Genomic DNA, 13,695 nt, shown 5'->3' with positions numbered 1-13,695 from the left:
TCCCCCTCGACGTCCTCCGTCGTCACGCGCGCCGCTGATTTCCCTACCGCACGGTAGGTTTCTTGCTACGCTGCTCGGGTTGCACCGTCGCCGACCCCTGGAGCGCCCCCGTGACCCTCGACCAGACCCTGCCCGCCGCCACCGCGGACGGCACCACCGAGCACCCCGCCCCGGCGTTCGACGTCGAGCGGGTGCTCGCGTCGCTCTCCCTCGAGGAGAAGGCGTCGCTGCTGTCCGGCCTCGACTTCTGGCACACCCAGCCGGTCGAGCGCGACGGCGCGACCGTCGTCCCGTCCGTCATGGTCACCGACGGGCCGCACGGCCTGCGCAAGCAGGACGAGACCGCGGACCACCTCGGCCTCGGCAACAGCGTCCCGGCCACCTGCTTTCCGACGGCCGCCGCGCTCGGGTCCAGCTGGGACACCGACCTCCTGCGGCGCGTCGGCGAGGCGCTCGGCCGCGAGACGCGCGCGAACGACGTCGCCGTCCTCCTCGGCCCCGGCGTGAACATCAAGCGCTCGCCCCTGTGCGGCCGCAACTTCGAGTACTTCTCCGAGGACCCGGTGGTCGCGGGCGACCTGGCCACGGCGCTGGTCGACGGCATCCAGGCGCTCGGCGTGGGCACGTCGCTCAAGCACTTCGCCGCCAACAACCAGGAGGCGGACCGCATGCGCGTGTCGGCCGACGTCGACGAGCGCACGCTGCGCGAGATCTACCTGCCGGCGTTCGAGCGGGTCGTGACGCGGGCGCAGCCGTGGACCGTCATGTGCTCATACAACAAGGTCAACGGGGTCTACGCCTCCCAGCACGACTGGCTGCTGACGACCGTGCTGCGTGACGAGTGGGGCTTCGAGGGCCTCGTCGTCTCCGACTGGGGCGCCGTGCGCGACCGGGTCGCCGGTGTCGCGGCCGGCCTCGACCTGGAGATGCCGTCCTCCGGCGGTCGGACCGACGCCGAGGTCGTCGCCGCCGTGCGCGCCGGCACCCTCGACGAGGCCCTGGTGGACGCCGCCGCGCGGCGCGTGCTGCACCTCGTGGCGCGCTCGCTCCCGGCGGCGGGCGACCCCGGGTCGTTCGACGTCGACGCCCACCACGCGCTGGCCCGCGAGGCCGCCGCCGCCGGCACCGTCCTTCTGAGGAACGACCCCGTCGAGGGCCCGACCGGCGATGCCCCGCTCCTGCCCCTCGCCGCGCCGGCGGAGGTCGCCGTGATCGGCGAGCTCGCCCGCACCCCGCGCTACCAGGGCGCCGGCTCGTCGCAGGTCAACCCGACCCGGCTCGACGACGCCCTCACCGCGCTGCGGGCCGCCGCGGGTGCGGACGTGCCGTTCGCCGCCGGGTACACCCTCGACGAGGGCCCCGACGACGACCGCCCCCTCGAGGCCCTCGTCGCCGAGGCCGTCGAGACCGCGCGCGGGGCGGGCACCGTCCTGCTGTTCCTCGGCCTGCCCGCGGCCTACGAGTCCGAGGGGTACGACCGCGAGCACCTCGACCTGCCCGCCGACCAGGTGGCGCTGCTGCGGGCGGTCGCCGCGGCGAACCCGCGCGTCGTCGTGGTCCTCGCCGGCGGCTCCGCGATCTCCGTGTCGCCCTGGCAGGACGCCGCCCCCGCGCTGCTCACCGGCTGGCTGGGCGGCCAGGCGGGCGGGTCCGCCGTGGTCGACGTCCTCACGGGCGCGGTCACGCCGTCCGGCAAGCTCACCGAGACGCTGCCGCTGCGGCTCGAGGACACCCCCGCGTTCGGGAACTTCCCGGGCGAGCTCGGGCACGTGCGCTACGGCGAGGGGGTGCTGGTCGGCTACCGCTGGTACGACGCCCGCCGGGCGGAGGTCGCCTACCCGTTCGGCCACGGCCTGTCGTACTCGACCTTCGCCTACGACGACGCGTCGGCGCAGGTCTCCGGAGCGGGCACGGACGCGCGGGTGCGCGTCACGGTGCGCGTGACCAACACCGGTGAGGTCGCGGGGGCCGAGGTCGTCCAGCTGTACGTCGGGGACCCGCAGGCCCAGGTCCAGCGCCCGGAGCGCGAGCTCAAGGCGTTCGCCAAGGTGCGCCTCGAGCCCGGCGAGTCGCAGGTCGTGACGCTGGACCTCGACGCCCGCGACCTGTCGTACTGGCACCCGGTGCTGCGCCGCTGGGTGCTCGAGGGCGGCGAGTTCCGCCTCGGCGTCGGCGCGTCGTCGCGCGACCTGCGCGCCGAGCTGACGGTCGACGTCGCCGGCGAGGACGTCACGCTCCCCCTGCACGAGCTGTCGACGCTCGGCGAGGCCCTGGCGCACCCCGTCGCGGGCCCGATGATCCGGCCCGCGCTCGACGCCTCGCCGATCGACCCGTCGATGCTCGCCATGGCCACCGACATGCCGCTCGCGGTGATCGCCGACTTCGGCCTCGCCGGGTTCGACCGGTCGACCCTCGCGCAGCTCGTCGAGGCCGCGAACGCCTGACCCACCGCTGGTCGAGCCTGTCGACACCCGGATCGGCACGGACCTGGGTGTCGACAGGCTCAACCAACGCACCCGGTGTCGACAGGCTCGACCAACGAACCCGGTGTCGGCAGGCTCAGCCGGAGATCGGGTCGAGCAGGATCAGGCCGAGGTACGCCCGGAGGTCGGCCGCCATGTCGACGCGCTCGGCGCGCGGGCGTTCGAGCGAGTACAGCCACTGCACCTGCAGGCCGTCCATGAGCGCCGTGACCGTGCGCGCCGCCGTGCCGGGGTCGACGCCGGCGCGCAGGCGCCCGTCGGCCGCCAGGCGCTCCAGCTCGGCGGTGACGCGCTCGACCGTGCTCGCGTACCGGCGCGCGAAGTAGTCGTGGGCCGGGTGGTCCGTGGACGTCGCCTCGGCGGCGAGCCCGCTGAAGACCTCGACGACCGGGCGCCGCAGCGCGTTGCGCTGCACGAGCCGCACGAGGGCCTCGAACAGCGTGCGACCCTGCTGCAGGTCCGTGTCGACGTCGGCGAAGTCCACGGCGTCGCGGTGCTCCAGCACCGCCTCCAGCAGTGCCGCCTTGGTCGGGAAGTGGTGCAGCAGCCCGGGGTGCGAGATACCGACGCGCGCCGCGATCTCGCGCAGCGACGCCCCGTGGTAGCCGACCTCCCCGAACGCGACGATCGCCGCCTGCAGGATCTCCTCGCGCTTCGCCCGGCCCTTGGCATAGCCGCGCCGCGCCGGCGCGCCGTCCTCGATCGTCGTCTCGCTCACGCCCGCCATTCTCCCTCCTTCGCCGCCCGCAACCGCCTCAGCAGGGCCCTTGGCAGCAATACCTACCGTGCGGTAAGGTCCATCACCGACCACCCGGTAGGTTTTGGTCAGCGCGGGTCCGACGGCGGGCCCGGCAGAGACACAGGAGTCGTCCATGGCAGACGTGCAGGCCCCGACAGCGGCCGACCAGTCCCCCGCGTCCCCGGCCGTTCCCCCGGTGGCGCCGCCCCGCGCCCCCGGCGGCACCCCCGCCCCTGTCGCCCGTGCCGCGAGCACGGGGGTCGTGGTCGCCTACGTCCTCGCGTACTTCACGCTGTACATCGCGCTCCTCACGCCGGTCGTCAGCACGCTGGCCCTCAAGGTCGACGCCCTCTCCACCCCGGACGACCGCGCGTCCAACCTCGCGCTCGTCACCGGGGTCGGCGCGTTCTTCGCCTTCGTCGCCAACCCGCTCGCCGGCGCCCTCTCCGACCGCACGACGTCGCGCCTCGGCATGCGCCGCCCCTGGCTGCTGTGGGGCGTGCTGCTCGGCAGCGTCGGCCTGCTGCTCATCGCCTTCGCCCCCACGATCGGCGTGGTCGTGCTCGGTTGGGCCGTCGCGCAGATGGCGTTCAACGGCACCCAGGCCGCGCTCCAGGCGCTCCTGCCGGACCAGGTCGCCGAGCAGCAGCGCGCCCGGGTGTCGGGCCTGCTCGGCATGGCGCAGCAGCTCGCCCCGCTGGTCGGCATCGGGCTCGCCTTCGGGTTCACCGCCGCGGGCACGGACCAGATCTGGATCTTCCTCGTCCCGACCGCCCTCGCGCTCGTGGGCGTCCTCGCACTCGTCGCCGTCCTGAAGGACCGGCACCTGGCGAGGGCCGACGTCGGCGCGTTCAGCCTCGGCGGCTTCCTCCGGGGCTTCTGGGTCTCGCCGCGCCGGCACCCCGACTTCGCGTGGGCGTTCGCCGGCCGCTTCCTCATGCTGTTCGGCTTCGCGCTGTACAACACCTACCAGCTGTACTTCCTGGGCGACCGGTTCGGCTTCGACAGCGCGACCGCCCTGAGCTGGCAGCTGCGCCTCATGATCGTGCAGGCCGTGGTGCTCGTCATCGCCTCGACCGTCGGCGGCGCGCTCTCCGACCGCACCGGGCGCCGCAAGGTGTTCGTGGTCGTCGCCACCCTCCTCGCCGGCGCCGGGCTGGCCGTCTTCGCCGTCGCGCAGGACCCGTCGATGCTCTACGTCGGCGCATCCCTGTTCGGCGCCGGGCTCGGCGCGTACTTCGCCGTCGACCTGGCCCTGGTGACGGACGTGCTGCCGAACGCCGAGACCGAGGCCGCCAAGAACATGGGCGTGTTCAACATCGCCAACGCCCTGCCGCAGTCGGTGGCGCCCGCCCTCGCGCCCGCCTTCCTCGCCATCGGCGGGGGCGGCAACTACACCGCGATGTTCGCCATCTCCGCGGTCATCGTCGCCGTCGGCGCCGTGGCCACCATGTTCATCCGAGGAGCCCGCTGATGACCGACGCACCCGAGACGCCCGCCGTGCCCGCCGACGCCCCGTACCGGGACGCGTCGCGCCCCGTCCCTGAGCGCGTCGCCGACCTGCTCGGGCGGATGACGCTCGAGGAGAAGGCCGGCCAGCTCTTCCACACCATGATCGAGGTGGGCGAGGGCGGCACGCTGTCCGAGGGCCCGTCCGCCATGGGTGTGCCCGGCACCACCGACCTGGTGGTCGAGCGGGGCATGACGCACGTCAACGTGCTCATGGCCCCGCCCACCGCCCGCGAGCTCGCGCAGTGGCACAACCGGCTCCAGGAGCTCGCGGCGTCCACGCGGCTCGGCATCCCGGTCACGGTGTCCACCGACCCGCGGCACGCGTTCACCGACAACCCCGGGACAGCGATGCTCTCCGGGCCGTTCTCCCAGTGGCCCGAGACCCTGGGCCTCGCCGCGACCCGCGACGAGCGCCTCGTGGAGGAGCACGCCGACGCCGCCCGCCGGGAGTACCTCGCCGTCGGGATCCGCACCGCGCTGCACCCGCAGGTGGACCTCGCGACGGAGCCGCGCTGGGCACGTGCCAACGGCACGTTCGGCGAGGACGGCGAGCTCACCGGCCGGATGGGGGCCGCGTACGTGCACGGCTTCCAGGCCACCGGCGAGGTCGCCCGCGAGGCCGGCCTGCCCGGCACCTTCGGCGCCGGCTCGGTGTCGACGATGACGAAGCACTTCCCGGGCGGCGGCCCCCAGGCCGACGGCGAGGACCCGCACTTCGCGTACGGGCGCGAGCAGGTTTACCCGGGCGGCCGGTTCGCCGCGCACCTCGAGCCGTTCAAGGCCCTGCTCGCCGCCGGGACCCGCCAGATGATGCCGTACTACGGGATGCCGGTGGGCCTCGAGGCCAGCCTGGGCGACGGCCCGGAGAGCGTCGAGCCGGTCGGGTTCGGGTTCAACCGCCAGATCCTCACCCGCCTGCTGCGCGAGGAGCTCGGCTTCGACGGGATCGTCTGCACCGACTGGGGCCTGGTCACCGACGCCGACATCATGGGCCGCCCGTTCCCCGCCCGCGCCTGGGGCGTCGAGCACCTGGCCCCGATCGAGCGCGTCGAGCGGATCCTCGCCGCGGGCGCCGACCAGCTGGGCGGGGAGGCGTGCCCCGAGCTCGTCGTCGAGCTGGTGCGGTCCGGGCGCGTCGCGGAGAAGCGGATCGACGTGTCGGTGGCGCGCCTGCTGACCGAGAAGTTCGTGCTCGGCCTGTTCGACGACGCCCGGTTCGTCGACGCCGACGCCGCGGCGACCGTCGTCGGGAACCCGGAGCTGGTGGCCGCGGGCCGTCGGGCGCAGTCGCGGTCCGTGACCGTGCTCGCGTCCGCCGCCGCTGGAGCCGCCGCGCTGCCGCTCGCGCGCGGGCTGCGCGTCTACGTCGAGGGTGCGGCCGACGCCGCGGCCCCCGACGACCTCGGCGGCGCCGTCCTCGTCGCGACGCCCGCCGAGGCCGACGTCGCGCTGCTGCGCCTCAAGGCGCCGTACGAGGACCGCGGGCCGGGCTTCGAGGGCTTCTTCCACGCCGGGTCGCTCGACTTCCCCGCCGACGTGGTGACCCGCGTGGCCGAGGTCGCCGCCCAGGTGCCGACCGTCGTGGACGTCTACCTCGACCGGCCCGCGATCCTCGCGCCGGTGCTCGACGCGCTCGGCGACCGCGGCTCCCTCGTGGTGGACTTCGGCGCGTCCACGCCCGCGCTGCTCGACGCGCTCACCGGCGTCGTGCCGCCCGAGGGCCGGCTCCCGTTCGACCTGCCGCGCTCCATGTCCGCCGTGGAGGCCTCCCGGGAGGACGTCCCCTTCGACACCGCCGACCCGCTGTTCCGGTTCGGCCACGGCCGCACCCTCTGAGGTCTCCCGCCCGACGCTCTCAGCCGAGGATGCCGCGGCGGCGGGCCTCCGCGACGGCGGCGGTGCGCGAGGCGACGCCGAGCTTGTCGTAGACGTGCGCCAGGTGCGACTTCACGGTGGCGCGGGTGAGGAACAGCTCGCGCGCGATCTCGTCGTTGCTGCGCCCCGCGGCGACCAGCCGCAGCACCTCGATCTCGCGGAGCGTCGGCGCCACCCCGGGCGCGCGCATGCGGCCCAGCAGCCGGCGCTGCACGGCCGGCCCGAGCACGGCCTGCCCCCTCGCCGCCGCGCGGACCGCGGCCACGAGCTCGTCCGTCGGCGCGTCCTTGAGGAGGTACCCGGTGGCACCCGCCTCGACGGCGGCGAGGATGTCCGCGTCGGAGTCGTACGTGGTGAGGATGAGCACGGGCGGCCCGCCCAGCGCGACGACCTCGCGCGTCGCCTCGACGCCGCCGGTCCGGCCGTCGCCGAAGCGCAGGTCGAGGAGGAGGACGTCGGCCGGCTCCCCGCGGCGCACGCGCGCCACCAGGTCCTCGGCCCGGCCGAGCTCGGCGACCACGCGCACGTCCGGCTGGGCGTCCAGGACGGCGCGCAGCCCGGCGCGTACGACCGGGTGGTCGTCGGTCAGCACGACGTCGATCACGGCGCCCCCTCCCCGGCCCTCGCGTCCGGCGCGGCCGGCAGCTCCACCGCGAGCGCCGTCCCCCGGCCGGGCGCGGACTCGACGCTCAGCGTGCCGCCCAGCTCGCGCGCCCGCGACCGCATCGCGACCAGCCCGAACCCGCCGCCGCCCGGCGACGCCCCCAGGGTCTCCGCGAGCTCGGGGTCGAAACCCACGCCGTCGTCCACGACGTCGAGCGCGACGGCGTCGTCCAGGTAGCTGAGGGTCACGGCCGCGGTGACCGCCCGCGCATGCTGGGCGACGTTCGCCAGCGCGGACTGGGCCACGCGCAGCAGGGCGGCCTCGACCGGGGTGCCGACGGGGCGCGGCGTGCCGGTGACCGTGACGGTGACGGCAGGGCCGCCGCGGTCCGCGGCACGGTCGGCGACCCGGCGCAGCGCGGCCGCGAGCGCCGTCCCCCCGGCGCCCGACAGGTCGGCGGGGGCGAGGTCGCGCACGAACCGCCGGGCCTCGCCGAGGTTCTCCCGGGCGACGTCCCGCGCCCGGTCGACGCCGGCGCGGGCGGCGTCGTCGTCCACGCCCACCCGGTCGCGGGCGGCGCGCAGCAGCAGCTCGATCGCCGAGTACCCCTGCGCGAGGGTGTCGTGGATCTCGCGGGCGAGCCGCTCGCGCTCGCCCGCGACCGCGCGGGCCCGCTCGGCGTCCGCCAGGTGCTCCCGCACGGCCTGCAGCTCAGCGAGCATGCGCTGGCGCTCCTGCGTCTCGCGCACGAGCGCCTCGAGCCCCAGCACGACGCCGACCGCGACGCACCCGCCCAGCAGCGGGCCGAGCACGCCCCCGACGACGAGGGCCCCGGACCACCACGCCCAGGCGGCGATCGCGACGACCGCCGTGAGCGCCACCGCCACCACCCCGCCGTGCGGTCCGAGCACGTGCATCTGCAGCAGCATGAGCGGGAACGCGACCCACAGGGCGCCGGGCGCCACCGCCGCCAGCGCCAGCCAGAGGACTCCGAGGCCGAGCATCCACGCCCCGCCGGGCCACCACGCGCCGCGCGGCTCGTCGATGGGGCGCGCCGCCACGCGCACGCGGGCGCGGCCGAGCGCGTACACGGCGAGCGTCGCCGCCCCGAGCAGCACGACGACCAGCGGGCCGCCGCGCGAGCCCCCGGTCGCCAGCACCTGGCCGACCGCGAACAGCACGAGGCCCACCACGAGCACGTCGAGGCCCACCTGGAGCACCCGCGTCGTGGCGAGCACCGGGTGGGAGTGCTCGGGGCGGGAGTGCTCCCCGCGGTCGGCCGTCCCACCGGTCGCGGGGGCGGGTGCGGCAGGCATGGCTTCACCGTAGCCACGGCCGGGCGCCGCGCATCGGCCGAAAGGTGGAGCCGTGCCTCCGCCTCGCGGCCGCGACGGACCCGCCCGGGGCCCGATCCGGCGGACGCGCCCCGGCGAGAGCCTCGAGGGGTACTCGTCCGAGTCTCCTGGAGGTCCTCGTGTTCGTCGCCCTGCGCGACCTGCGCCACGCCCGTGGCCGGTTCGCCCTCGTGTCCGTCGTCGTCGTGCTCGTCACGTTCCTCGTGACGTTCCTCGCGTCCCTCACCGCGGGGCTCGCGCGGGAGTCGACGTCCGCGGTCACGGACCTGCCCGTCGACCACCTCGCGCTCTCCGTGCCCGACGGCGCCACGGTCGACTTCAGCGCCTCCCAGGTGGACGGCGACGACGTCGCCGCCTGGACCGCGCGGGACGGCGTCGCCGACGCCGTGCCCCTCGGGATCGCCACGACCCGCGCGACGCTCGACGGCGCCGCCGGCGGCACGTCGGTGACCGTGCTGGGCGTGCCGCCCGGCTCCGGCCTCGTGCCGGCCGGCGCCGACGTCGCCGCGGGCCAGGTCGTGCTGTCCGCCGGCGCGGCCGACGACCTCGGCGCGCGGGCCGGGGACACCCTCGTCGTCGCATCGCAGGACCTGCGGGTGGCGGACGTCGTGGCCTCCGACGCCTCCTACGCGCACACGCCCGTCGTCTGGACGACGCTCGACGACTGGCAGGCGGTCGGCGCCCCCGGCGAGGACGCCGTCGCGACCGCCGTCGCGCTCACCGACGACCTCGACGAGGACGCCGTCGCGGCCGCGGCGGCCGCGACCGGCAGCACCGTGCTCACCCCGCGCGACGCGCGGTCGGCCGTCGGCTCCTTCGCCGCGGAGAACGGCTCGCTGACCACCATGCAGGCCTTCCTGCTCGCGATCTCCGCCCTCGTGGTGGGCGCGTTCTTCACCGTGTGGACCGTCGGGCGCAGCGGCGACGTCGCGGTCCTCAAGGCCCTGGGCGCGTCGACCGGCTACCTGCTGCGGGACGCGATCGGCCAGGCCCTGGTCGTGCTCGTCGGCGGGGTGGCCCTGGGCGCCCTGCTCGCCGCCGGGTCGGCGGCGCTGCTGTCCGGGGCCGTGCCCGTCGTGGTCTCCGCCGCGACCACCGTGCTCCCCGCGGCGCTGCTCGTCGTGCTCGGCGTCGCCGGCGCCGCCCTCGCCGTCGCGCGCATCACGCGCGTGGACCCGCACGCCGCGCTCGCCGCCCGCTGACCCCGTCCCCTCCGCACACCCTGCCGCACACCCCGCACCACCCTGGAGCCCCCGATGGACCTGCACCTCGACCGCATCACCCTCGTCTACCCCGACGGCGCCTCGACGCTCACCGCGGTCGACGACGTCTCGCTCACCGTCCCCGCCGGCACGACGACCGCGCTCGTCGGGCCGTCCGGGTCCGGCAAGTCCAGCCTGCTGGCCGTGGCCGGCGGCCTCACCCGCCCGACGTCGGGCACCGTGACGATCGGCTCCGGCCCGGACGCCCCGGTGCTCTCCCCCACGACCGGCGTCGCCGAGGCCACCCGGGTGCGGCGCGAGCACGTCGGGATCGTGTTCCAGCAGCCGCAGCTGCTGGCGTCCCTCACGGCCGTCGAGCAGGTCGAGCTGCTCGCGCACCTGCGGGGCCGCCGGCCCGCGAGCCTGCGGGCCCGCGCCCTCGAGCTGCTCGACGCCGTGGGCCTCGCCGACCAGGCGCACCGGCGGCCCGCGGCCCTGTCCGGCGGGCAGCGCCAGCGCGTCGCGATCGCGCGGGCGCTCGCCACGCGCCCCGACGTCCTGCTCGTCGACGAGCCCACCTCGGCGCTCGACCACGAGCGCGGCCTCGCCGTCGTCGGGCTCGTCACCTCTCTCGCCCGCGAGTGCGGCGCCGCGACGGTGCTGGTCACGCACGACGAGTCCACCCTCGGGCCGGTGGACGCCGTCGCGCGGCTGGTGGACGGCCGCCTCGAGGCCGGCGACCACCCCACGGGCGCGCCGCTCTCCCTCGGGGCTCCGATGGCAGGATGAGGCGGTGACCCACCCCGCCGACCCGGCCCCCGACCCCGCCCGCGCGCCCACGCGCACCGTCCGGGACGCCGCGGCGGGGATCGCGGTGCTCGGCGTCGCCAACTTCGTCGCCATCACCACCGAGGTGCTGCCGGTGGGCCTGCTGCCGCAGGTCGCGCGCGGCGTCGGCGTCACGGAGTCGACGGCGGGGCTGCTGGTCACGGTGTACGCGTTCGTGGTGGCCGCCTGCGCGGTGCCCCTCACCGTCGCCACCCGGTCGGTGGCCCGCAAGCCGCTGCTGCTCGCGACGCTCGCGACCTATGCGGCCAGCAACCTGATCGTCGCGGTGGCCCCCTCGTACGCGGTGGTGGCGGGCGCCCGCGTGCTGGGCGGGCTCGGGCACGCGGTGTTCTTCTCCGTGTCGATCGCGTACGCCGCGCGGCTCGTCAGCCCCCTGTACACCGGGCGCGCGCTCACCCTCGTGACGGCCGGCGGCACGCTCGGGTTCGTGCTCGGGGTGCCGCTGTCGACGTCGCTCGGCGCCGCGGTGGGGTGGCGCTGGTCGTTCGGCGTCCTCGCCGCCGTCTGCGCGGTCACCGCGCTGCTCGTGGCACGCCTGCTGCCGTCGGTCGCCGTGGAGCAGGCCGGCCCGCGCGACGCCGAGGCCGCCCGCCGGGGCCGCGCCCGGCTGGGCCTCGTCGTCGGCACCAACACCGTCCTGTTCGGCGGGCAGTACACCGTCTACACCTACATCTCGGTGCTGCTGCTGGCCGCCGGGCTGTCGGAGGCCGCCGTCGGCCCCGCGCTGCTGGTGTTCGGCGCGCTGGGACTGATCGGCCTGTGGGGCGCGGCCCGGTACCTCGACCGCAGCCCGCGCGCCCTGACGATCGCCGCGATGGCGGCGATAGCCCTCGCGCTGGTCGCGGTGGCGGTGGCGCTGCCGGGCACCGCCGGGGTGCTCGTCGCGGCCGGCGTGTGGCTCGCGGCCTTCGGCGCGATCCCCGCCACGTTCCAGGCCGCGGCGCTGCGCACCCAGGGCGCGACGCCCGACGTGGCGGGCGCCTTCGTCAACGCGACCTCGAACTTCGGCATCGGGCTCGGCGCCGCCGTCGGGGCCGTCGTCGTGGCGGGCCCCGGGCCCGGCGTCCTCGCGCTCACCGGCGCCGCGATCGTCGCCGTCGCGCTCGTCGCGGTGCTCGTCGCCCGGCAGGCGTTCCCGCGCCACGCGTCGTAGCGCCGCGGGGCGAACGCAACGAATCTCAGGGCACCGCGCGCTCCGGGCGAACCGTTCCCGGCCCGTCACGACGCCGTGACGCGCCCGTAGCACCGCGGTGTCACCGTGTCCCCATGGACCACCCGGGGGCAACGCGGACCCACCACGCGGCACCGATCGTGACGGACTACTTCGCGGCGCCCACCGACGCGGTCGCCGCGACCGTGGTCCACCAGGAGGACGGTCCGTCCGTGCTCGCGCGCGGCTCCGGCCAGCCGCTCTTCGATACGGTGCGCCTGCCGGCGGTCGAGCCGTTCGTGATGCTGGGCCGGCTCGCGGAGGTGCTCTGCGCCCGCCCCTACGCCGAGGTGACGTCGCACCCGCGGCACGGCGCGCTCGTCGACGGCACGGACGAGGGCCCGTGGGTGGTGGCCGTCTCGGAGGAGCTCTGCCGCGCGCTCGCCGCCACGGCCCCCGAGCGGCTGGCCGCGGTGGCGCTGACCTGGTCGGCGGCGCCGGGGGTCGCCGCGCCGGACCGGCTCGTCCCCGCCCTGGTAGCGCTCGGCGAGCTCGCGGACCGGGCGCGGCAGGTGCGGCACGCCCTCTACTGCTGGACGCAGCTCACGCCGGTCCCGCTCGACACCCCGCCGCTCAGGACGACGCGCCGGGCCTGAACATCGACGAGGCCTTCCGCAGCGTCTCGCGGGCCCGCCGGCGGTCGCCCGCCGCGTCGTAGGCGAAGGCGAGGTGGTACCAGGTCTTCCAGTCGTCCGGGTCCTGCTCCACCGCGGCGCGACGCTCCTCGAAGGCCGCGTCGGCCGCCGACCGGTCGATGCGCCCGCCGGGCGACCGCGGCAGGTCGTCCACCGGCAGGTCGCCCGTGGCCGCGAGCGTGTCGGCCATCTGCTGCACGCGCGTGGCGAGGCGGAACTCCCGGACGATCAGCGCGATGACGAGCAGCGGGATGACCAGCACGGCCACGCCGATCGCGACCAGCACCGGCGCGCCGTCGCGGATCATCGCGATCCCGCGCCCGGCGATCGCCCAGACGTACAGCGCGAGCAGCGCGGTGACGGCGAGCGCCCCCGCGAGCCCGCGCGGCAGCCGCCGGCGCGGCGCGTCGGTCACGACAGGTCCAGCACGTTCTCGAGCCCCACCGTCAGGCCCGGCCGGGAGACGACCTCGCGCACCGCGAGCAGCACGCCCGGCATGAACGACACCCGGTCGAACGAGTCCTGCCGGATCACCAGCTGCTCGCCGACGTTCCCGAACAGGACCTCCTCGTGCGCCACCAGGCCGCGCAGCCGCACGGCGTGCACGCGCACCCCGTCGACGTCGGCACCGCGCGCCTCGAGGCCGGACTCGGTGGCGTCCGGCATCGCCGCCAGCCCGGCGTCGGCCCGCGCCCGCGCGATCGCGGCGGCGGTGTGCCGCGCGGTCCCCGACGGGGCGTCCACCTTGTCGGGGTGGTGCAGCTCGATCACCTCGGCCGACTCGAAGTACCGCGCCGCCTTGGCCGCGAACGTCATCGCGAGCACGGCGGACAGGCCGAAGTTCGGCGCGATGAGGACGCCCTGGCCGTCCTGCCGCCCGGCGTTGACGCTCGCCAGGTGCTCCGCGACCCGGCCGCGGGACGCGTCGTCCCAGCCCGTGGTGCCGACCACGGCGTGCGCACCGGCGTCCAGCACCGCGTGCACGTTCGCCTCCGTGGCCGCCGGGACGGTGAAGTCGACGGCGACGTCCGCGCCCGCCAGCGCGGCCGCGTCCACCGTGTCGCCGGCGTCGAGGCGCGCGACCAGCTCGAGGTCCGGCGCGTCCTCGACGGCCCGGCACACCGTGGCGCCCATGCGCCCCGCCGCGCCGAGCACGGCCACCTTGAGTGTCTTGCTCATAGAGATCTGGTCTCCGATCTGGTAGTTCGTCGGCCTTGGTCGAGCCTGCCGA

At 76.2% G+C, this 13,695-nt stretch carries 12 protein-coding genes; 7 read left to right on the top strand and 5 right to left on the bottom strand.

The window, feature by feature from the left end; genetic code table 11:
• Window positions 1–110 precede the first annotated feature (110 nt).
• Entirely contained in the window at window positions 111–2,444 is a 2,334-nt protein-coding gene (locus ACQFYA_RS08725) for an aryl-beta-d-glycosidase (RefSeq protein ID WP_499123113.1), read from the top strand.
• Between the two features lie 115 nt (window positions 2,445–2,559).
• On the opposite strand, the gene ACQFYA_RS08720 is transcribed toward ACQFYA_RS08725, so the two are convergent.
• The gene (locus ACQFYA_RS08720; RefSeq protein WP_499123112.1) at window positions 2,560–3,210 is read right to left on the bottom strand and encodes a TetR/AcrR family transcriptional regulator; all 651 of its coding nucleotides are present in this window, start codon (window positions 3,208–3,210) and stop codon (window positions 2,560–2,562) included.
• A gap of 145 nt (window positions 3,211–3,355) precedes the next feature.
• On the opposite strand from ACQFYA_RS08720, the gene ACQFYA_RS08715 reads away from it, so the two are divergent.
• Together ACQFYA_RS08715 and ACQFYA_RS08710 are read left to right on the top strand one after the other, a co-directional pair.
• Window positions 3,356–4,696, top strand: coding sequence for an MFS transporter (locus tag ACQFYA_RS08715; RefSeq protein ID WP_499123110.1), 1,341 nt, complete (start codon window positions 3,356–3,358; stop codon window positions 4,694–4,696).
• Window positions 4,696–6,570 carry a glycoside hydrolase family 3 protein gene (locus ACQFYA_RS08710; RefSeq protein WP_499123107.1) on the top strand — a complete coding sequence of 625 codons (1,875 nt, stop codon included), beginning with the start codon at window positions 4,696–4,698 and terminating at the stop codon, window positions 6,568–6,570. The genes ACQFYA_RS08715 and ACQFYA_RS08710 overlap by 1 nt, the downstream gene beginning before the upstream one ends.
• A 19-nt stretch (window positions 6,571–6,589) precedes the next feature.
• Here ACQFYA_RS08710 and ACQFYA_RS08705 read toward each other — a convergent pair whose 3' ends face one another.
• Window positions 6,590–7,213 (bottom strand): response regulator transcription factor, encoded by a 624-nt coding sequence (locus ACQFYA_RS08705; protein ID WP_499123106.1) that lies wholly within the window; start codon window positions 7,211–7,213, stop codon window positions 6,590–6,592.
• Complete coding sequence (locus ACQFYA_RS08700) at window positions 7,210–8,529, bottom strand: sensor histidine kinase (RefSeq protein WP_499123103.1); 1,320 nt, start codon at window positions 8,527–8,529, stop codon at window positions 7,210–7,212. Before ACQFYA_RS08700 ends, ACQFYA_RS08705 begins: the two co-directional genes overlap by 4 nt.
• A gap of 158 nt (window positions 8,530–8,687) precedes the next feature.
• Between ACQFYA_RS08700 and ACQFYA_RS08695 the strand changes: the two genes are divergently transcribed.
• The 4 genes from ACQFYA_RS08695 to ACQFYA_RS08680 all read left to right on the top strand — a co-directional run bounded on the left by ACQFYA_RS08695 (window position 8,688) and on the right by ACQFYA_RS08680 (window position 12,425).
• Window positions 8,688–9,770, top strand: coding sequence for an ABC transporter permease (locus ACQFYA_RS08695; RefSeq protein WP_499123100.1), 1,083 nt, complete (start codon window positions 8,688–8,690; stop codon window positions 9,768–9,770).
• A gap of 54 nt (window positions 9,771–9,824) precedes the next feature.
• Complete coding sequence (locus ACQFYA_RS08690; RefSeq protein WP_499123098.1) at window positions 9,825–10,559, top strand: ABC transporter ATP-binding protein; 735 nt, start codon at window positions 9,825–9,827, stop codon at window positions 10,557–10,559.
• A gap of 4 nt (window positions 10,560–10,563) precedes the next feature.
• Window positions 10,564–11,772 (top strand): MFS transporter, encoded by a 1,209-nt coding sequence (locus ACQFYA_RS08685; protein ID WP_499123096.1) that lies wholly within the window; start codon window positions 10,564–10,566, stop codon window positions 11,770–11,772.
• 113 nt (window positions 11,773–11,885) lie between these two features.
• Complete coding sequence (locus ACQFYA_RS08680) at window positions 11,886–12,425, top strand: hypothetical protein (RefSeq protein ID WP_499123093.1); 540 nt, start codon at window positions 11,886–11,888, stop codon at window positions 12,423–12,425.
• Here the strand turns inward: ACQFYA_RS08680 and ACQFYA_RS08675 are convergent.
• Window positions 12,403–12,879, bottom strand: coding sequence for a tetratricopeptide repeat protein (locus ACQFYA_RS08675; RefSeq protein ID WP_499123090.1), 477 nt, complete (start codon window positions 12,877–12,879; stop codon window positions 12,403–12,405). The genes ACQFYA_RS08680 and ACQFYA_RS08675 overlap by 23 nt on opposite strands.
• The gene (dapB, locus tag ACQFYA_RS08670; RefSeq protein ID WP_499123088.1) at window positions 12,876–13,643 is read right to left on the bottom strand and encodes a 4-hydroxy-tetrahydrodipicolinate reductase; all 768 of its coding nucleotides are present in this window, start codon (window positions 13,641–13,643) and stop codon (window positions 12,876–12,878) included. Before dapB ends, ACQFYA_RS08675 begins: the two co-directional genes overlap by 4 nt.
• Window positions 13,644–13,695: the final 52 nt, after the last annotated feature.

Origin of the sequence: Promicromonospora sp. Marseille-Q5078, from assembly GCF_050315395.1 — a bacterium.
GTDB lineage: Bacteria > Actinomycetota > Actinomycetes > Actinomycetales > Cellulomonadaceae > Isoptericola.
This window is presented reverse-complemented; position numbering and strand designations above follow the sequence as displayed.